Here is an 18023-nt window from a genome sequence, read left to right as displayed (position 1 = left end):
CCTTCTGAACTCCTTGAGGCAAGGATCGTAGAGGCGGCTCGGCTCCAGTGTCCCGCACGTGGCGGTGAGCCCGGTCCCCCTGTGGATAAGACGGGCCGGACCGGTACGAGGTTGATACCTGAACAAGGCATCTCCGTGCGGGAAGACCGGGCCGGGCGGGACGGGGGAGCCGGTGCGGGCGTGCGGGAGGCGGCGCGTCGGGTCGCGCCGGGCGGGACGGGAGGGAGCGCGTGTGCCCTCGTGAGGGACAGGTGCGCTGGTGAGGGGTGGTGGAGGGGGTCGCGGGAAGGGATGTGAATCCACCCCGGACGGCGTGCTAATGTTCTCGATGTCGGAAGGGGCCAGCCCGAAAGGGCCGGAAACGGAAGACACACCCAATGCGCGGGTGGCGGAATAGGCAGACGCGCTGGATTCAGGTTCCAGTGCCCGAAAGGGCGTGGGGGTTCAACTCCCCCCTCGCGCACAGTCCAATGGGCGGCATCGTGAAAACGGTGCCGCCCATTGTCGTGTCCGGGGCCGGTGGTGACGCCGTCTCGGGTTCGCTCCGAGGTGCCGCGGGTCACGTGCGTTCGCTTCGAGCGGCTTCGCGTCGCGCCCTGCGGGGGAGCCGCCGCGCAGGGCTTCTGTGAGTAACGTCTCAGCACTGCGGGCGCCTTCTTCGATTCGCCCTCAGGGGAGCTTCGTCTCCAGTTCGCGGAGCGTTTCCTCCAGCCATGCCCGTTCCGCCCGCTGGGCCGCGCGAGCCATGATCAGCATTCCCCTGCGGTAGGGGTCCTCCTCGTCCTTGATGCGTACCGGCTGTCCGGAGCGGGTGAAGAAGCCGGCCGGGGCGGTCAGGAAGTCGAGCCGTCGGCGCAGGACGGCGGCTCGGCGGGCGGGGTCCGGGACCTGGCCGAGGAAGGCGAGCAGGGTGAAGAAGGCGCCGCCGTCCGTGATCTCGGTCTCCTTCGGCTCGGTCAGCCTGCGCAGCAGCTCGGCGCGGCCGGAGGACGTGATCCGCAGCACCTGCCGGGTGGGCGCGCTCTCGCCCGGCTCGGCCCGGCGTTCGACGTGCCCGGCCTGGCGGAGGCGGTTGACGGCCGGGTAGAGCGCGCCGTCGCTGACCGGGCGGTTGTGGCCGATCAGATCGGAGATGCGGCGGCGCAACTCGTAGGCGTGCAGCGGGCGTTCCGCCAGGAAACCGAGGATCGAGAGGGGCAGCACGGGGGTCCTTCGCGGGAGGTTCGGGCGTCTCTCAGTGTGGGCTACCTCTATTCGAGTGTCACTAATCGAGGTAGCCTCCTTGGCGCCCGGGATCAACTGGGCTGTTTTCCGGTGGGTTTGGGGGGAGTTCTGGTGCGGTTCGGGGGATCGGGACGGGCTGCTGTGCGTGGCGGCGGTACGGCGGTGGGGTCCGGCGGGGCGGGGGCGCTCGGTCCGGCGGAGGCGCTCGGTCCGGCGGAGGTCCGGCGGGCGCTGCTCGGGCTGGGGCTGCCGGTCTACTGCGAGTTGCTGTCCGGCGTGGTCGTCGGCGTCGTGGACACGCTCTGGGTGGCGCGCCTGGGCGGGGCGGCGGTCGGCGCGGTGGCCGCCGCCGGGACGCTGGAGAACCTGCTGCTCGGGGTCATCCTCATGGCCGGCACCGGCGTCACCATGGTGCTCGCGGATGCGGTCGGGGCTGGAAGATTGGCTGAAATTCCACCCGTGATCAAGGCGGTCGGTGTGCTGTGGCTGGTCGTCACGGTCGTGGTCGCCGGGGGCGGCTTCCTCTTCCGTGGCGAGGTGGCGGGGCTGCTGGTGGGCGGGGGCGCGGGCGAAGTGCGGCACCTGGTGGGCGAGTTCCTCTCCGTCTCCTTTCCCGGGCTCGCCGTCTTCTTCGCGCAGAACGTCGTGGACGGCATCTTCAAGGGGCTCGGGGACACCAGGACACCGATGCGGACCGCGCTGATCGCCAACGGGTGCGTGCTGCTCCTGGACCCGTTGCTGATCTACGGGGTGGGGGCGCTGCCCGCGCTGGGGGTGCGGGGAGCCGCGCTGGGGACGGTGCTCGGGCGGGCGGTCGCTCTCGGCGTGAGTCTGGTGCTGCTGTGGCGCAGGCGGGGTGTGGTGCTGGAGGTGACTGCGGGGCGCTGGGTGGGGTCCGGCACGGAGAGAGGTGCGGGGCTGGGCTGGACCGGGGCGCTGCGGCGCGTTCTGGGTGTCGGGCTGCCCGCGTCGGGGGATTTCATGCTGCGCATGGGGATCGGCGCGGCTCTGCTGGGCATGGTCGCGCGGTTCGGCGAGGACCCGCTCGCCGCCTACGGCATCGGCACCAAGGTGATCCTCTTCGTCACCATGGCGTTCTACGCCCTGCGTCAGGCGGGCGGCATCCTCACGGCCCGGGCGCGGGGCGCGGGGCTGGTGGCCGACCGGGTGATCGGGGTGCAGAGCGGGCTGCTCGCCGTGCTGGTGGGGGCGGGTGCGGGGCTGGTGCTCGCGCTCTGCGGGCGCGTGGTGACGGGGTTCTTCACGAGCGCGGACGGCGTCGTCGATTCCGGTTCCGTGCTGCTGTGGTTCCTGCTGCCGTATCTGGTGGCGCTCGCCGGAGTCGTCGGACCGGGCGGGGTGTTCATGGGCGGCGGACGTGCTCGCGCGCTGCTGTGGGTGACGGCGGTGGGCGCGTGTGTGCAGCTCCCGCTGGCGCACTGGCTGAGTTCGGTGGGCGGGCTGGGAGTGCGCGGGGTGTGGCTGTCGATGAGCCTCGGTACGGGGGTGCAGTGGGGGATGACGGCGCTGATGTTCTGGAAGTGGGTGCGACCGAGGGGTGGCTCCGCCGGGGGCGGGAGGGGTGTGTGACGGGGTGGCGTGACGCGAAGTCCGTTGGCGGGTCGGTGGGTTCGTTCCGGTCGGGACAGGTCCGTGTCCACAACCGACGAGTTGTCCACAGGGTCTGACGCGATCACGTCGCCGCATGTACGGTCTGCACGAGTTGATGTTCGAAGCGCTCGTGCGGGAGCGCGAGGGATCGGTGTGCGGGGGAGGCGGTCGGGGTGACCGGAGCGGGTGCGGACGTGGTGTCCGGGCCGGACGGCGAGGAGACCGTGGCCAGGCTGCCCCGGATACGCGGGTTCGCCCAGTGGCCGCCGAGCGGTTCGGCCAAGGCCGGGGGCAAGGCGCTGCGCGAGCGGGTGCCGCGCGAAGCCCACCGCACGCTGGAGGTCGACGCGGAGCGTCCGGACGCCGTCGACGCCGTGGTGGAGTCCAACGCCGGGCGGATACCCGAGCTGACGCCGATCCGGGTGGGGCGGATGGCCGCGACGCCGTTCGCCTTCCTGCGCGGCTCGGCCGGGCTCATGGCGTACGACCTGGCGCGCACCCCCGTCACCGGGATCGGCGCGCAGATATGCGGCGACGCCCACGCGGCCAACTTCGGTCTGTACGGCGACGCCAGGGGCGGCCTGGTCATCGACCTCAACGACTTCGACGAGACGGTGCACGGTCCCTGGGAGTGGGACCTGAAGCGGCTCGCCACCTCGCTGGTGCTGGCCGGACGCGAGGCCGGTGCCGACGAGGACACCTGCCGTGCCGCCGCCCGGGATGCCGTGGGCGCCTACCGGCGCACCATGCGGCTGCTGGCCAGGCTGCCCGCGCTGGACGCCTGGAACGCCATCGCGGACGAGGAGCTGGTCTCCCACACCGACGCCCACGACCTGCTCGGCACCCTGGAGCGGGTCGCGGAGAAGGCGCGGGCCAACACCAGCGGGCGGTTCGCCGCCAAGTCGACCGAGGAGACGCCCGAGGGCGGGCGCCGCTTCGTGGACGCTCCCCCGGTGCTGCGCCGCGTGCCGGACGCCGAGGCCGCCGCCGTCGCCGGTTCCCTGGAGCCCTATCTGTCGACGCTCTCGGCGGACCGGCTCCCGCTGCTGGCCCGGCACGCCGTGCACGACGTCGCCTTCCGCGTGGTCGGCACGGGCAGCGTGGGCACTCGCTCCTATGTCGTCCTGCTCCTCGACCATCGGGGCGAGCCGCTCGTCCTCCAGGTCAAGGAGGCCCGCCCCTCCGCGCTGCTCCCGCATCTGCCCGAGGCGGGCTTCCCGGTGGCGCCGGTGGAGCACGAGGGACGGCGCGTGGTGCTCGGCCAGAAGCGGATGCAGGTCGTCAGCGACATCCTGCTGGGCTGGACGACGGTCGACGGACGTCCTTTCCAGGTACGGCAGTTCCGCAACCGCAAGGGCAGCGTCGACCCGGCCGCGCTCGCCGCCGACCAGCTCGACGACTACGGCCGCATGACCGGCGCCCTGCTGGCCCGCGCCCACTCCCACAGCGCCGACCCGCGCGTGATCGCCGGTTACTGCGGCAAGAACGAGGAGCTGGACGAGGCTGTCGCCGCCTTCTCCGTCGCCTACGCCGATCTCACCGAGGCCGACCACGCGCGGCTGCTGTCCGCGGTGCGGTCCGGGCGGATCGCGGCAGAAGCGGGAGTGTGATCGTCGATGCCGGGCAGCCGGGGGCCGGGGTGATGACGTGAAGTACGTCGAACTGAGCGGTGGCGCGGGCGAGGAGCCGGTGTCCGCCGACGCGCGGCCCTATCTGGCCAGGCTGCCGGGTATCGCGGCCGGACTGCCGCCGGGCGCCCGCGCGTTCGCGACCGACCCCGCGCACTACGACCCCGGCGACAGACGCTGTGTCAGCGATCTCCTGCCCGCCCGGGTGCGCCGCACCGGCGACGGCGACGTGGAGATCCGCTTCCGCCACAACTGCTTCCGCCACGACGAGGACCTGGTCGTCCGCTACAAGGGCGTCTCCCGCTTCCAGTCGGACGTCCTCGGCGTCTGCGACCCCGCCTCCCTCGGCGACGTGATCCTCGACGAGATCCTGCCGCGCCCCGGCGGCTGCACCCATGAACTCGCCTGCCGCCCCGGCACCCTGGTGGTCGCCTGCCAGGACCTGGAGGCGGAATGGGTGCCTGCCGCCTGCCCGGAGGGCTGAGGCGGACGGGCGCGGACGGTCGGGCGCGGGCGGTCGGGTGCGACCGTCCCGGAGGTGCGGCTGGTGTGGTTGGTGTGGTCGGTGCGGTCGTCGGGGGTGTGCCGGACCGGCCGTGGCCTAGGCTGGTCGGGTGACGACCCCGGAAGCTGAGCAGTCCAAGGCATCGCGGCCCGAGGAACGGCTGGAAAAGGCCGTGCGCGCCGCCGAACAGGCGTTGATCGAGTACGAGATCGCCGTGGAGACCTTCCGCGTCGAGGTCGAGAACTTCGCCCGGCTGCACGAGCAGCGGCTCGGTCCCCTCTATGCCCGCATCGAGGAGCTGGACGCCCGCATCGCCGAGGCGCGCGCCGCCCAGACGCAGGACCCCGAGGACATCCGCCGCGCCGAGGAGGCCCGCGCCGCCCTCCAGCAGATACCGGGCGTCGAGGAGCTGATGCACGGCTGGATGGACGGCCACGGTCTGTTCCCCGAGGCGGCCGCGATGCTCACCGACCAGGCCGTCCGGCCGCCCGAGCGGGTGCGCCCCAGCGAGGAGGCCCGCAAGCTCTACCGCGAGCTGGCCCGCAAGGCTCACCCGGACCTCGCGCAGGAGGAGAACGAGCGCAAGCGGCGCGAGGAGTTCATCACCCGCGTCAACGCCGCCTACGCCCGCGGCGACGAGAAGCTGCTCCAGGAGCTGGCAGCGGAGTGGGCCGCGGGCCCGGTGCCGCCCGAGCGGCAGCCCAGCCCCGCCGACGAGCTGTACGCCCGCCTGGAGTGGCTGAGCCAGCGCAAGGAACTGCTCACCCTGGTCGCGCGCGAACTGGAGGACGGCGCGATCGCGGGGATGCTGCGCCTGGCCCCGGACGACCCGGACAGCCTCCTGGAGGAGATCGCCGAGCGCCTCAGGAGCGACATCCAGCACCGCGAGAACGACCTCGCCGCCCTGCTGACCCAGGAATGAGCGCCCGCTCCGGCGCGGGAGTGCGCCGGAGCATGCTTCGGGTAGCGTCGGGGACATGAATTTCGGAGCTGGTGTGCCCACCGTCGCGGTCGCGGACCTCAAGGACGACGACTTCCTGCTGGACGTCCGCGAGGACGACGAGTGGCGTGCGGGCCACGCCGAGGGCGCCCTGCACATCCCGATGAGCGACTTCGTGGCCCGCTACGGCGAGCTGACCGAGGCGGCCCCGCAGGACGGCCGCGTCCACGTGGTCTGCCGCTCCGGCGGTCGCTCGGCGCAGGTCACCATGTACCTGGTCCAGCAGGGCATCGACGCCGTGAACGTCGACGGCGGCATGCAGGTCTGGCAGGCGTCCGGCCGTCCCGTGGTGACCGACGACGGCAAGGACGGCTTCGTCGTCTAACCGCCGTCGCGGCCCGTTTCTCTTCTGACCGCGGGCGCGGTCCCTATCGGTCGAAGTCCAGTTCCACCTTCGCCGTCAGCGGGTGGGACTGGCAGGCCAGCACATAGCCCGCCTCGGTCTCCTCCGGTTCCAGGGCGAAGTTGCGGTCCATGCGGACCTCACCGGTCACCAGCAGGGCCCGGCAGGTGCCGCAGACGCCGCCCTTGCAGGCGTAGGGCGCGTCCGAGCGGTTGCGCAGGACCGTGTCCAGCAGGGACTCCCCCTCCGCGACCGGCCAGGTCCCGGCACGACCGTCGAGTCGCGCGGTCACGGTGCTGTGCGTTGCCGCCGGTATCACCGCCGCCGGGACGGGTCCCTCGTCCACGTGGAAGATCTCCTGGTGGACGCGGGTACGGTCCACGCCAAGACCGTGCAGGGCCCGCTCGGCGCCCTCCACCAGGCCGTAGGGTCCGCACAGGAACCAGCCCGCCACCCGGTCCACCGGCAGCAGCGCGGGCAGCAGCTCCGCGAGCCGGGCCCGGTCGAGGCGGCCGGACGGCAGACCCGCCTGCTGCTCCTCGCGGGAGAGCACGGTGACCAACTGGAACCGCTCCGGGTACCGGTCCTTCAGATCCGCGACCTCCTCCAGGAACATCGTCGAGGCGGCTGTGCGGTCGCTGCGTATCAGGCAGAAGCGGGCCGAGGGCTCGCGGGCCAGCAGCGTGGCGGCGATGGACAGCACCGGGGTGATGCCGCTGCCGCCGACCACCGCCGCGAACAGACCCGGCGCCGGGTCCAGCGTGAAACGGCCGGCCGGGGTCATGACCTCCAGCACGTCACCGACGCCGATCTCCTTCAGCGCGTACGTGGAGAACGCCCCGCCGTCGACCAGGCGCACCCCCACCCGCAGCGTGCCCGGACCCTCGCCTGCCGGGTCGGGGGCCGGGGAGCAGATCGAGTAGGTGCGGCGGACGTCCACGCCGTCGGCGCGGCGGCGCAGCGTGAGATGCTGACCGGCCTTGTGCCGGTACTCCTCGCGCAGTTCGGGCGGCACGGCGAAGGTCAGCGAGACCGAGTCGTCGGTGAGCCGCTCGACCTCGGCCACCAGGAGCGGGTGGAAGCGCGCCATCACAACTCCTTGAAGTGGTCGAAGGGTTCACGGCAGGACAGACAGCGGCGCAGCGCCTTGCAGGCGGTGGAGGAGAACCGGCTGAGCAGCTCCGTCTCCGTGGAGTGGCAGTGCGGGCAGCGGACGGGGTCGGCGGCACCGGTCGCGTCCGTGTCGTGGCCCGTGGTGCGGGTGGGGCCCAGGGACAGTGCGACCGGACCGGCGGCGCGGTGCGGGCGCGGGGGAGCTATGCCGTGGCTCTCCAGCTTGCGGCGGCCCTCGGCGGTGATGTCGTCGGTCGACCAGGCGGGGCTGAGGACCGTACGGACCCTGACCTCGTGGACGCCGTGCTCGTGCAGCAGCCGCTCGATGTCGGCGCTCATCGCCTCGACCGCCGGACAGCCGGTGTACGTGGGGGTCAGCTCGACCTCGACCGCGCCGGAGTCACCGACGCGCACCGCACGCACCACGCCCAGTTCGTGCAGCGTGAGCACCGGAAGCTCGGGGTCGGGCACCGAACCCGCCAGCTCCAGCAGTTCCGCCTCCAGGGCGGTGGCCGTCACCATGTCGCCCCCGGGTGACTGCGGTGCAGGTGCTGCATCTCCGCGAGCATCCGGCCGAAGGACTCGGTGTGCAGCCCCTGGCGTCCCGCGCCCGCCGACCAGGCACCGGTGCGCGGTCCCTCGGGCACGGACAGGCCCGCGCGGCCGAGCACGTCCGTCACCGACTCCAGCCAGCGCCGGTCGAGTGCGGACCAGTCGACGTCCAGTCCCTCGACCGGCTGGAACATCTCCCCGGTGAAGCGCCACAGCGCCTCGACGGCCTGCCGCATCCGCTCCCGGCTGACCTCCGTGCCGTCACCGAGGCGCAGGGTCCACAGCTCGGCGTGGTCGCGGTGGTAGTCGGTCTCCTTGACCGCCTTGGCGGCCAGCGGGGCGAACGGGCTGTCCCCGGTGGCGAGTTCGGCGTAGAGCAGGTGCTGGTAGGTGGAGAAGCAGAGCTGGCGGGCGATGGTGTGCGCGAAGTCGCCGTTGGGCTGCTCCACCAACTGGAGGTTGCTGAAGGCGCGTTCCTCACGCAGATAGGCCAGCTCGTCCTCGTCGCCCACCATCGAGAGCAGCACACGGGCCTGGCCGAGGAGGTCGAGCGCGATGTTGGCGAGCGCGACCTCCTCCTCCAGCACGGGGGCGTGTCCCGCCCACTCGCCGAGGCGGTGGGAGAGCACCAGGGCGTCGTCGCCGAGGGCGAGCGCTGCGGTCGCGGGCACGGTGACGGTCACAGGTGCCGCACCCCCTCGGGGATCTCGTAGAACGTCGGGTGGCGGTAGGGCTTGTCGGCGGACGGCTCGAAGAACGGGTCCTTCTCGTCCGGGGAGGACGCGGTGATCGCGGTCGCCGGGACGACCCAGATCGAGACGCCCTCGCCGCGCCGGGTGTACAGGTCGCGGGCATTGCGCAGGGCCAGCTCCGCGTCCGGCGCGTGCAGGCTGCCGGCGTGGGTGTGGGAGAGACCGCGGCGGGAGCGCACGAAGACCTCCCACAGGGGCCATTCGGTGTTCGTCATGCCTCAGTCGCTCCTGTCCCACCGGCGGTGCCGGTGTGCTTGGCCGCGTAGGCGGCGGCCGCCTCCCGCACCCAGGCGCCCTCGTCGTGGGCGCGCCTGCGCTGGGTGATGCGCTGTTCGTTGCACGGGCCGTTGCCCTTGAGGACCTGCTGGAACTCGGTCCAGTCGATCACTCCGAAGTCGTGGTGCCCCCGCTCCTCGTTCCACCGCAGGTCCGGGTCGGGGAGGGTGAGGCCGAGGGACTCGGCCTGGGGCACGCAGATGTCCACGAAGCGCTGGCGCAGCTCGTCGTTCGAGTGGCGCTTGATCTTCCACGCCATCGACTGCGCCGAGTGCGGCGAGTCGGCGTCGGGCGGACCGAACATCATCAGGGAGGGCCACCACCAGCGGTCCACCGCGTCCTGGGCCATCGCGTGCTGCTCGGCGGTGCCCTTGCTCAGGGCCAGGAGGAGTTCGTACCCCTGGCGCTGGTGGAAGGACTCCTCCTTGCAGACGCGGACCATCGCGCGGGCGTACGGGCCGTAGGAGCAGCGGCACAGGGGGACCTGGTTGGTGATCGCGGCGCCGTCCACCAGCCAGCCGATCGCGCCCACGTCGGCCCAGGTCAGCGTCGGGTAGTTGAAGATCGAGGAGTACTTCTGGCGGCCGGTGTGCAGCTTGTCGAGCAGTTCGTCGCGGCTGGTGCCGAGGGTTTCGGCGGCGCTGTACAGATAGAGGCCGTGGCCCGCCTCGTCCTGGACCTTGGCCATCAGGATCGCCTTGCGGCGCAGGCTGGGGGCGCGGGTGATCCAGTTGGCCTCGGGCTGCATGCCGATGATCTCGGAGTGCGCGTGCTGGGCGATCTGCCGGATCAGCGTGGCGCGGTAGGGCTCCGGCATCCAGTCGCGCGGCTCGATGCGCTCGTCCGCCGCCACGGCCGTGTCGAAGGCGCGCTGCCGCTCCGCCGTGTCGTCGGCGGCGTCGGGTGCGCCGTCCGACGGCGGGCCGGCTGTGCGGTGCTCGGCTGCTGTGGCCATGCGGTCCCCCTGACCTCGGGCTGTGCCTGGGAAGTGACCTCGGGTTCCGCCGGGACGTGTCCCGACCGATCGTTCGGTCCGTGCGCATCAATGGTGGGCCGGGCCGTCGTCGGGTGTCAACCGCTGTGGAAAACCTGCCCCGGGTGTCTGTGGACAACGGGTTCGGTGGGGCGCAGGCGGAGGCTCGGGACGTGAGGAAGGGGAGGTGGCGGCGGGTGTGACGGGTGCGGGGGAGCATTCCGGGCACGGTGGGAGCGATCGGTCGTGGGCCGGGGTCCGGGGGCGGGGGCCGTACCCGGGGCTGCGCCCGGCGGGCGGGGCTGAGTACCGTTCCGTGCGGGCGTCGGGACGGGACGCCCGTTGACCATGGGGCGCCCGTGCCGGGTGCTCCGACGAAGCGGCGAAGCGGGGGACGGGGCGGAATGGACGCGTACGACGAGGACTCGGGAGCCCCGCGCGGGCCGGACGGGCCGACCGGTGCGCGTCGCGCGGAGGCCCCGGCGCCGGACGGCGGGACGGTCGACGGGGCGGCTGGCGAGCGGGCGGACGGTCGGGAGGACGGCGGCCGTCCGGGCGGGGGCGACGAGGTCGTCGGTTCCGCGAGCGCCGGTTCCGAGGGTGCCGCGGCGCGGGCCGCGCGCGGCGGGACGGCCCGCCCCGACGCCGCCGACCTCGGCGCCACCCACCTCAGCCCGTCAAGCCTCACCCCCGCAAGCCCCCCCTACGCACCCCCCGCCACCGCACCCTCGGGCGTCGCCGCCCTCTCCCCCGCCTATCGCCTCGTCGCCGCCGTGGCGCTCGGGGTCGTCGCGGTCGTCGTCTGTGTGCACCTCGGCATGGTGTTCCTGAGCCTCGCGCCCGCGAACACCGTGAGCAAGCGGCACGGGAAGGCGGTCGAGGCGTGGGTGTATCCGGAGTTCGAGCAGAACTGGAAGCTGTTCGCGCCGAACCCGTTGCAGCAGAACATCGCCGTGCAGGCGCGCGCGGAGGTGCGGACGAAGGACGGCGGGGTGCGCACCACCGGCTGGGTCGACCTGTCGGCGGAGGACGGCGCCGCCATCGACCACAACCCGGTGCCGAGCCACACCCAGCAGAACGAGCTGCGCCGGGCCTGGGACTTCCTCGTCTCCACGCACAACGCGGACAGCCGCCCGGTGGGCACGCGCGGCGCGCTCTCCGAGGAGTACGTGCGCCGCATCGTGGCGATGCGCCTGGGGCGCGAGGCCGACGTCAGGAGCCAGGGTGTCGTCCAGCGCGTCCAGGTCCGCTCGGAGACCGTCAACGTGCCGCCGCCCTCGTGGAGCAGTGAGCGCATCTCCACCCGCCCCGTCTACCGCGAGCTGCCCTGGTGGAACGTGACGGCCGACGAGGCCGCCGGAGGTGTGCGGTGAACCGGCTCTCCCTGCTGCTCTCGCGCGGCGTCGCCCAGGTCACCGGCTCGGCGCTCGGACCGTACCAGAGCGCGGTGATCCGGATCGGGTTCGCGGCGACCTGGCTGCTGTTCCTGCTGCGCGAGTTCCCGCACCGCCAGGAGCTGTACGGTCCCGACGGCCCCTGGAGCTGGGAACTCGCCCACCGGCTGATCGGGGAGAACCACGCCTTCACCGCGCTGATGTGGTCCGACAGCGGCGCCTGGTTCGAGGTCCTCTATGTGCTCGCGGTGCTCGCCAGTGCCGCGCTGCTGCTCGGCTGGCGCACCCGTACCGCGTCCGTGCTGTTCATGGTGGGCGTGCTGTCCCTGCAGAACCGCAGCGTCTTCGTGGGCGACGGCGGCGACAACGTGCTGCACCTGATGTCCCTCTACCTGGTGTTCACGCGCTGCGGACAGGTCTGGTCGCTCGACGCGCGACGGGCCGCCCGTGCGGAGTCGGCACGCGCGCGGGACGGGCGTGTTCCCGTCGACCGGGTGGGTCCGGTGCTGTGGACGGTGTCCGGTGCGGCGCTCGTCGTCGTGGCGCTGACCAGCGGGTTCGGGTCCGCCTGGCCGGTGCCGACGCTGCTGTGGGCGACCTGGGCGGGTCTCGGTCTGTGGTGGGCGGCGTCTCGCTGGGCGCGGTCGCCGCAGCCCCGGATGCTGCTCGACGTGATCGCGAACGTGCTGCACAACGGCGCGTTGCTCGTGATCATGGCGGAGGCGTGCCTGATCTACGCCACGGCCGGCTGGTACAAGATCCAGGGCTCGCGCTGGCAGGACGGCACCGCCGTCTACTACCCGCTCCACCTGGACTACTTCTCGCCCTGGCCCGGACTCGCCGGTCTGATGTCCGCGAGCGGCACGCTCATGATGCTCGTCGCCTACGGCACCGTCATGATGCAGGTCGCCTTCCCCTTCACCCTGTTCAACCGGCGGGTGAAGAACGTGCTCCTGGTGCTGATGATGATGGAGCACGCCGCCATCGCCGTCGTCCTCGGACTGCCGTTCTTCTCGCTGGCGATGATCGCGGCCGACGCCGTCTTCCTGCCCACCGCCTTCCTGCTGCTGGTCGGCGGGGGCGTGGCACGCGCGCGTGACCGGCTGTTCCGGCGCGGCGGACGTCCCACCGTGCCCGGACCCCGCGCCCCGGAGGAGGACTCGGCGGGCCGCGTAGGGTTCACGGCATGACCGACCCCCTGATCCGCTGGCGCGAGCGCGCCGGGGACGCCGTGCTGCTCGACGGCTTCCACGCGCTCAAGCACGCCCTGCGCTTCGGCGCCGAGGTGCCGGTGGCGGTCACCACCGACCGGAAGGCGACCCTCGCCCTCGCCGACGAGCTGGCCGGTGACCTCGCGGACACGCTGGACGCGCTCCTCACGGAGGTGCCCGCGACGGCGTACGCCACGCTGGTGCCGCGCCCGCATCCGACCGGCGTGGCCGCGCTCGCCGTACGACCCGCCCGGGAGACCAACCTGCGGGCGCTGGCCCGTACGCCCAGGACCGCCCCCGTGGTGGTCCTGGACGAGCCGCGCAACCTCGGCAACGCCGGTGCCGTGATCCGGCTGGCCGCCGGGTTCGGGGCCACCGGCGTGGTCACCACGGGCACGCTGGACCCGTGGCACCCCACCGTGGTGCGCGGCGGCGCAGGACTGCACTTCGCGACCGCCGTCGAGCGGCTCGGTGTCGACGAGCTGCCCGCAGGGCCGCTGTTCGCCCTCGATCCCGAGGGCGAGGACATCCGCGGGACGGTGCTGCCCGACGACGCCGTGCTCGCCTTCGGTTCGGAGCGCAGCGGGCTGTCGGCGGCGCTGCGCGCGCGTGCCGACCACCTGCTGGCGCTCCCCATGCGCCCCCAGGTCTCCAGCTACAACCTCGCCACCAGCGTGGCCATGACGCTGTACCACTGGAGCGCCTTCGGGGGCGCCGCGCCCGCGGAGTCCTGAGCCTTTCCGAGCGCAGGGAGCGAGCCGCGAGGGCTCACGCCTGCCGCCGCACCTCCACCACCCGGAAGCGGTTCGCCACATAGGCGCCGTCGGTGAGGGCGGCGTTCGCCGCCGGGTTGCCGCCCGAGCCGTGGAAGTCGGAGAAGGCGGCGGTCTGGTTCACGTACACCCCGCCGGTGAGGTTGAGGGACAACTGCGCGGGCTCCTCCAGGCAGACCTCCTCGACGGCACGTGCCACCTCCGGGTCGGTGGTGTACGCGCCGACCGTCATCGCGCCCTGCTCGCGGATCGTGCGCCGCAGCAGCTCCACCGCGTCGGCGGTCGAGTCGACGGCGACGGCGAAGGAGACCGGGCCGAAGCACTCGCTCGTGTACGCGGCCGCGTCGTCCGGCTTGGCGGCGTCGAGCTTGACGATCACCGGGGTGCGCACGACCGCGTCCGGGAAGTCCGGGTTGGCGATCTCGCGGGAGGCGAGGGCGACCTCGCCCAGCTCGGCGGCGGCCTCAAGGCGGGCTTTCACGTCCGGGTTGACGATCGCGCCGAGCAGGGCGTTCGCGCGCGCGTCGTCGCCGAGCAGCCCGTCGACCGCGCGGGCGAGGTCGGCGGTCACCTCGTCGTAGGACTTGTGGCCCTGGTCGGTGCGGATGCCCTCGCGCGGGATCAGCAGGTTCTGCGGGGTGGTGCACATCTGGCCGCTGTACAGGGACAGCGAGAAGGCCAGGTTGGAGAGCATGCCCTGGTAGTCGTCGGTGGACTCGACGAGCACCGTGTTGACGCCGGCCTTCTCCGTGTAGACCTGCGCCTGGCGGGCGTTGGTCTCCAGCCAGTCGCCGAAGGCGGTCGAGCCGGTGTAGTCGACGATGCGGATCTCGGGGCGGGTCGCGAGCGTCTTGGCGATGCCCTCGCCGGGGCGCTCGGCGGCCAGCGCGACCAGGTTGGGGTCCAAGCCCGCCTCGGCCAGCACCTCGCGGGCCACCTGCACGGTGAGCGCCAACGGCAGCACCGCGCGCGGGTGGGGCTTGACCAGGACCGCGTTGCCGGTGGCCAGGGAGGCGAACAGACCCGGGTAGCCGTTCCACGTCGGGAAGGTGTTGCAGCCGATGACCAGGCCGATGCCGCGCGGGACCGCGGTGAACGTCTTGGCCAGGTTCAGCGGGTCGCGCTTGCCCTGCGGCTTGGACCACTCGGCCGTCCCGGGGGTGCGGACCTGCTCCGCGTACGCGTACGCCACCGCCTCCAGACCGCGGTCCTGCGCGTGCGGACCGCCCGCCTGGAACGCCATCATGAACGCCTGTCCGCTGGTGTGCATGACGGCGTGCGCGAACTCGTGGGTGCGGTCGCTGATCCGCTTGACGATCTCCAGGCAGACCGCCGCGCGCGCCTCGGGACCCGCGTCCCGCCAGGCGGTCTGACCGGCCTTCATGGCGGGCAGCAGCACGTCGAGGTCCGCGTGCGGGTAGGTCACGCCCAGCTCGATGCCGTACGGCGAGATCTCGCCGCCCACCCAGTCGTCCGTGCCCGGCTGGTCCAGGTCGAGGCGGGTGCCGAGGACGGCGTCGAAGGCGGACTTGCCCGCGGCGGCGTCCAGGCTGCCGTGCTCGCCGTATGCCTTGGGGTGCTCGGGGTGCGGGGACCAGTACGCGCGCGTGCGGATCGCTTCCAGAGCCTGGTCCAGTGTGGGCCGGTGCTTCGCGATCAGCTCGTGGGCGGTCAGTGGGGCGGCCATGCGGGACCAACTCCTCATCTCGGGAACTCGTCGTCGAGCTCCGACCGGCTGCGGGTGGGGCCCGGTGCGCGCCCGTCGAAGGCGGTGGTGGGCCATGGGTGGTCAGAGCTAGAGTAACCGAACGATCGGTCGGGACAAGGGGGTCCGGCGCATCTGTGGACAACCCCGTGCGGGAGGATCGCGCACATGACAGCACTGGACCTCAGCAGCCCCGTGGCCGTGGTCGGCACCGGCACCATGGGCCAGGGCATCGCCCAGGTCGCGCTGGTCGCCGGCCACCCCGTGCGGCTCTACGACGCCGTTCCCGGGCGCGCCCACGAGGCCGCCGGGGCGATCCGCGCCCGGCTGGACCGGTTGGTGGCCAAGGACCGGCTCGCCGCCGCCGACCGGGACGCGGCGAGCGCCCGGCTCACCGCCGCGGGTCCCATCGAGGACCTGGCCGGCTGCGCGCTGGTGGTGGAGGCGGTCGTGGAGCGCCTCGACGTCAAGCAGCGGCTCTTCGCCGAGCTGGAGGAGATCCTCGGCGACGACTGCCTGCTCGCCACCAACACCTCTTCCCTGTCGGTGACGGCCATCGGCGGCGCGCTGCGCAACCCCGGCCGCCTGGTGGGGCTGCACTTCTTCAACCCCGCGCCGCTGCTGCCCCTGGTCGAGGTCGTCTCCGGGTTCGCCACGGACGTCACGTCGGCCACGCGCGCGTACGAGACCGCCCGCGCCTGGGGGAAGACCCCGGTGGCCTGCGCGGACACCCCCGGGTTCATCGTCAACCGGATCGCGCGCCCCTTCTACGCCGAGGCGTTCGCGGTCCTGGAGTCCCAGGGCGCCGACCCCGCCACCATCGACGCGGTGCTGCGCGAGAGCGGCGGCTTCCGGATGGGCGCCTTCGAGCTGACCGACCTGATCGGGCAGGACGTCAACGAGTCCGTCACCCACTCGGTGTGGCAGTCCTTCTTCCAGGACGTGCGCTTCACGCCCTCGCTCGGCCAGCGCAGGCTGGTGGAGTCCGGCAGGCTCGGCCGCAAGAGCGGCCACGGCTGGTACGACTACGCGGAGGGCGCCGAGCGCCCCGAGCCGCACACCGCCGAGAAGGAGCAGCCGCCCGCCCATGTCACCGTCGAGGGCGACCTCGGTCCGGCGGCTCCCCTGCTCGCGCTGATCCGCGAGGCGGGCATCCCGGTCCACGAGCAGGAGGAGGAGAACGGCGCCCTGCTCGTCCTGCCGAGCGGCGGCCAGCTCATCCTCGCCGACGGCCAGACCTCCGTGGAGTTCCGCGACGTCGTCCACTTCGACCTCGCCCTCGACTACCGCGCGGCCACCCGCATCGCCCTCTCCGCCTCCCAGGACACCTCGCCGCGCACCCTCGCCGAGGCCGTCGGCCTCTTCCAGGCGCTCGGCAAGGACGTGAGCGTCCTCAGGGACGTGCCCGGCATGATCGTCGCGCGCACGGTGGCCCGGATCGTCGACCTCGCGCACGACGCCCTCGCCAAGGGCGTCGCCACCGAGGAGGACATCGACACCGCCATGAAGCTCGGCGTCAACTACCCGCTCGGTCCCTTCGAGTGGAGCCGCGCCCTCGGCCGGGGCTGGGCCTACGACCTGCTCGACCAACTGCACGCGTGCGACCCCTGCGGGCGGTACGCGCCGTCCCTCGCCCTCTACCGGCACGCCTACGCCACCGACAAGCGGGAGGGCACCTCATGACGACCGCCAAGCGCGACACGTACACCCCCGAGACCCTGCTCTCGGTCGCCGTGGGCGTCTTCAACGAGCGCGGCTACGACGGCACGTCCATGGAGCACCTCTCCCGGGCGGCCGGCATCTCCAAGTCCTCGATCTACCACCACGTCAGCGGCAAGGAGGAGCTGCTGCGCCGGGCGGTGTCGCGGGCGCTGGACGGTCTGTTCGCCATCCTCGCCGAGGAGCACGCGCGCGAGGGGCGCGCCGTCGACCGACTGGAGTACGTCGTACGGCGCATGGTCGAGGTGCTCATATCCGAGCTGCCCTACGTGACGCTGCTGCTGCGCGTGCGCGGCAACACCGAGGCCGAGCGGTGGGCGCTGGAGCGGCGCCGCGAGTTCGACCACCGGGTGGCGGATCTGCTGCGGGCGGCGGCCGACGAGGGGGACGTGCGCGCGGACGTCGAGGTGCGGCTCGCGACCCGGCTCGTCTTCGGCATGATCAACTCCATCGTGGAGTGGTACCGGCCCGAGGCCCGCGGGGCGAACGGGCGCGAGGTGGCGGACGCGGTGGTGCGACTGGTGTTCTCGGGGCTGCGGGGGGACTGAGCCACCCGGCCGGAGCGCGGACTGAGCCACCCGGCCGGAGCGCGGACTGAGCCACCCGGCCGGGGCGCCCCTCCCTCACGCCTCCGGTCCCACGTCCTCCTCCTCGAAGACCAGCAGGGTGCGGGTGCTCAGCACCTCCGGGATCGCCTGGAGCCGGGTGAGCACCAGCTCGCGCAGCGCCCGGTTGTCCGGGGTGTGCACCAGGAGGAGGACGTCGAAGTCGCCGCCGACCAGGGCGATGTGCGAGGCGCCCGGCAGTTGCCGCAGCTCCTCGCGGACCGTGCGCCAGGTGTTCTGGACGATGTTCAGCGTGATGTACGCCGACGTGCCGTGCCCGGCGCGCTCGTGGTCGACCCGCGCCCCGAAGCCCCGGATCACCCCGTCCTCGACCAGGCGGTTGATCCGCGCGTAGGCGTTGGCGCGGGAGACGTGGACGCGGTCGGCGACGGAGCGTATCGAGGCGCGGCCGTCCGCCTGGAGGATTCTCAGGATGTCCTGATCTATGGCGTCCAGTGGTCGCGCCGGGGGCAGCGCCGTGCCCGCCTCCGGCGCCTGGGCCATTTGTTCAGGTGTCATGTCCCCCCGCTTCATCGCCGTGGACGTCCTGCGTTCATTCCAGGCTGTGGAGAACCGTTTGTCCACAGCCTGGAGGGGCCAGTAGCCAAAATGCACCGGCGACCGAACAATCGGTAGGTG

At 72.7% G+C, this 18023-nt stretch carries 18 protein-coding genes and 1 tRNA gene; 11 read left to right on the top strand and 8 right to left on the bottom strand.

What is annotated here, in order from left to right:
* Positions 1-379: 379 nt before the first annotated feature.
* Positions 380-463: transfer RNA gene (locus IF655_RS01535), tRNA-Leu, on the top strand.
* A gap of 206 nt (positions 464-669) precedes the next feature.
* Here IF655_RS01535 and IF655_RS01530 read toward each other — a convergent pair.
* Positions 670-1203 carry a PadR family transcriptional regulator gene (locus IF655_RS01530; RefSeq protein WP_199581565.1) on the bottom strand — a complete coding sequence of 178 codons (534 nt, stop codon included), beginning with the start codon at positions 1201-1203 and terminating at the stop codon, positions 670-672.
* Between the two features lie 132 nt (positions 1204-1335).
* On the opposite strand from IF655_RS01530, the gene IF655_RS01525 reads away from it, so the two are divergent.
* The 5 genes from IF655_RS01525 (at position 1336) to IF655_RS01505 (ending at position 6293) form a co-directional block, all read left to right on the top strand.
* Positions 1336-2814: an MATE family efflux transporter gene (locus IF655_RS01525; RefSeq protein WP_199581564.1), complete on the top strand. Its 1479-nt coding sequence runs from the start codon at positions 1336-1338 to the stop codon at positions 2812-2814.
* 215 nt (positions 2815-3029) lie between these two features.
* Positions 3030-4445 carry a DUF2252 domain-containing protein gene (locus IF655_RS01520; RefSeq protein ID WP_374100159.1) on the top strand — a complete coding sequence of 472 codons (1416 nt, stop codon included), beginning with the start codon at positions 3030-3032 and terminating at the stop codon, positions 4443-4445.
* Between the two features lie 37 nt (positions 4446-4482).
* Entirely contained in the window at positions 4483-4947 is a 465-nt protein-coding gene (locus tag IF655_RS01515; protein WP_199581562.1) for a hypothetical protein, read from the top strand.
* A 130-nt stretch (positions 4948-5077) separates the two neighbouring features.
* On the top strand, positions 5078-5890 hold the full coding sequence (locus IF655_RS01510) for a hypothetical protein (RefSeq protein WP_199581561.1): 813 nt from the start codon (positions 5078-5080) through the stop codon (positions 5888-5890).
* A 73-nt stretch (positions 5891-5963) separates the two neighbouring features.
* Positions 5964-6293 carry a rhodanese-like domain-containing protein gene (locus tag IF655_RS01505; RefSeq protein WP_199581855.1) on the top strand — a complete coding sequence of 110 codons (330 nt, stop codon included), beginning with the start codon at positions 5964-5966 and terminating at the stop codon, positions 6291-6293.
* A 43-nt stretch (positions 6294-6336) separates the two neighbouring features.
* Here the strand turns inward: IF655_RS01505 and paaE are convergent, their stop codons facing one another.
* The 5 genes from paaE to paaA are packed head-to-tail and all read right to left on the bottom strand — an operon-like array spanning position 6337 to position 9959.
* Positions 6337-7401 (bottom strand): 1,2-phenylacetyl-CoA epoxidase subunit PaaE, encoded by a 1065-nt coding sequence (gene paaE / locus IF655_RS01500; protein WP_199581560.1) that lies wholly within the window; start codon positions 7399-7401, stop codon positions 6337-6339.
* On the bottom strand, positions 7401-7946 hold the full coding sequence (paaD, locus tag IF655_RS01495) for a 1,2-phenylacetyl-CoA epoxidase subunit PaaD (RefSeq protein WP_199581559.1): 546 nt from the start codon (positions 7944-7946) through the stop codon (positions 7401-7403). Before paaD ends, paaE begins: the two co-directional genes overlap by 1 nt.
* A complete protein-coding gene (gene paaC / locus IF655_RS01490; protein ID WP_199581558.1) occupies positions 7940-8659 on the bottom strand; it encodes a 1,2-phenylacetyl-CoA epoxidase subunit PaaC in 720 nt (239 codons plus the stop codon). Before paaC ends, paaD begins: the two co-directional genes overlap by 7 nt.
* Positions 8656-8943 (bottom strand): 1,2-phenylacetyl-CoA epoxidase subunit PaaB, encoded by a 288-nt coding sequence (gene paaB, locus IF655_RS01485; RefSeq protein ID WP_161179987.1) that lies wholly within the window; start codon positions 8941-8943, stop codon positions 8656-8658. Before paaB ends, paaC begins: the two co-directional genes overlap by 4 nt.
* Positions 8940-9959 (bottom strand): 1,2-phenylacetyl-CoA epoxidase subunit PaaA, encoded by a 1020-nt coding sequence (gene paaA, locus IF655_RS01480; RefSeq protein ID WP_199581557.1) that lies wholly within the window; start codon positions 9957-9959, stop codon positions 8940-8942. The genes paaB and paaA overlap by 4 nt, the downstream gene beginning before the upstream one ends.
* Before the next feature lie 422 nt (positions 9960-10381).
* Here paaA and IF655_RS01475 point away from each other — a divergent pair, with 422 nt between their 5' ends.
* The 3 genes from IF655_RS01475 to IF655_RS01465 are packed head-to-tail and all read left to right on the top strand — an operon-like array spanning position 10382 to position 13316.
* Positions 10382-11350 carry a DUF5819 family protein gene (locus IF655_RS01475; RefSeq protein WP_199581556.1) on the top strand — a complete coding sequence of 323 codons (969 nt, stop codon included), beginning with the start codon at positions 10382-10384 and terminating at the stop codon, positions 11348-11350.
* Positions 11347-12561, top strand: coding sequence for an HTTM domain-containing protein (locus IF655_RS01470; protein WP_199581555.1), 1215 nt, complete (start codon positions 11347-11349; stop codon positions 12559-12561). Before IF655_RS01475 ends, IF655_RS01470 begins: the two co-directional genes overlap by 4 nt.
* Positions 12558-13316: an RNA methyltransferase gene (locus IF655_RS01465; protein ID WP_199581554.1), complete on the top strand. Its 759-nt coding sequence runs from the start codon at positions 12558-12560 to the stop codon at positions 13314-13316. Before IF655_RS01470 ends, IF655_RS01465 begins: the two co-directional genes overlap by 4 nt.
* A gap of 34 nt (positions 13317-13350) precedes the next feature.
* Here IF655_RS01465 and paaN read toward each other — a convergent pair whose 3' ends face one another.
* The gene (gene paaN, locus IF655_RS01460; protein ID WP_199581553.1) at positions 13351-15042 is read right to left on the bottom strand and encodes a phenylacetic acid degradation protein PaaN; all 1692 of its coding nucleotides are present in this window, start codon (positions 15040-15042) and stop codon (positions 13351-13353) included.
* Positions 15043-15228: 186 nt separating this feature from the next.
* Here paaN and IF655_RS01455 point away from each other — a divergent pair, with 186 nt between their 5' ends.
* Both IF655_RS01455 and IF655_RS01450 read left to right on the top strand, forming a co-directional pair.
* Positions 15229-16743, top strand: coding sequence for a 3-hydroxyacyl-CoA dehydrogenase (locus IF655_RS01455; protein ID WP_199581552.1), 1515 nt, complete (start codon positions 15229-15231; stop codon positions 16741-16743).
* Complete coding sequence (locus IF655_RS01450; RefSeq protein ID WP_199581551.1) at positions 16740-17327, top strand: TetR/AcrR family transcriptional regulator; 588 nt, start codon at positions 16740-16742, stop codon at positions 17325-17327. Before IF655_RS01455 ends, IF655_RS01450 begins: the two co-directional genes overlap by 4 nt.
* 75 nt (positions 17328-17402) lie before the next feature.
* Here IF655_RS01450 and IF655_RS01445 read toward each other — a convergent pair whose 3' ends face one another.
* Positions 17403-17903 carry an Lrp/AsnC family transcriptional regulator gene (locus IF655_RS01445; RefSeq protein ID WP_374100157.1) on the bottom strand — a complete coding sequence of 167 codons (501 nt, stop codon included), beginning with the start codon at positions 17901-17903 and terminating at the stop codon, positions 17403-17405.
* Positions 17904-18023: the final 120 nt, after the last annotated feature.

This window comes from Streptomyces sp. DSM 110735 (assembly GCF_016482685.1).
GTDB lineage: Bacteria > Actinomycetota > Actinomycetes > Streptomycetales > Streptomycetaceae > Streptomyces.
This window is presented reverse-complemented; position numbering and strand designations above follow the sequence as displayed.

Bases quoted from the DNA above. Each gene is read 5' to 3' on its own strand.
- IF655_RS01445 (WP_374100157.1), bottom strand. From the start codon at position 17,903: ATGACACCTGAACAAATGGCCCAGGCGCCGGAGGCGGGCACGGCGCTG.
- paaD (WP_199581559.1), bottom strand. From the start codon at position 7,946: ATGGTGACGGCCACCGCCCTGGAGGCGGAACTGCTGGAGCTGGCGGGT.
- paaB (WP_161179987.1), bottom strand. From the start codon at position 8,943: ATGACGAACACCGAATGGCCCCTGTGGGAGGTCTTCGTGCGCTCCCGC.
- IF655_RS01475 (WP_199581556.1), top strand. From the start codon at position 10,382: ATGGACGCGTACGACGAGGACTCGGGAGCCCCGCGCGGGCCGGACGGG.
- IF655_RS01450 (WP_199581551.1), top strand. From the start codon at position 16,740: ATGACGACCGCCAAGCGCGACACGTACACCCCCGAGACCCTGCTCTCG.
- paaN (WP_199581553.1), bottom strand. From the start codon at position 15,042: ATGGCCGCCCCACTGACCGCCCACGAGCTGATCGCGAAGCACCGGCCC.
- paaA (WP_199581557.1), bottom strand. From the start codon at position 9,959: ATGGCCACAGCAGCCGAGCACCGCACAGCCGGCCCGCCGTCGGACGGC.
- IF655_RS01465 (WP_199581554.1), top strand. From the start codon at position 12,558: ATGACCGACCCCCTGATCCGCTGGCGCGAGCGCGCCGGGGACGCCGTG.
- paaE (WP_199581560.1), bottom strand. From the start codon at position 7,401: ATGGCGCGCTTCCACCCGCTCCTGGTGGCCGAGGTCGAGCGGCTCACC.
- IF655_RS01455 (WP_199581552.1), top strand. From the start codon at position 15,229: ATGACAGCACTGGACCTCAGCAGCCCCGTGGCCGTGGTCGGCACCGGC.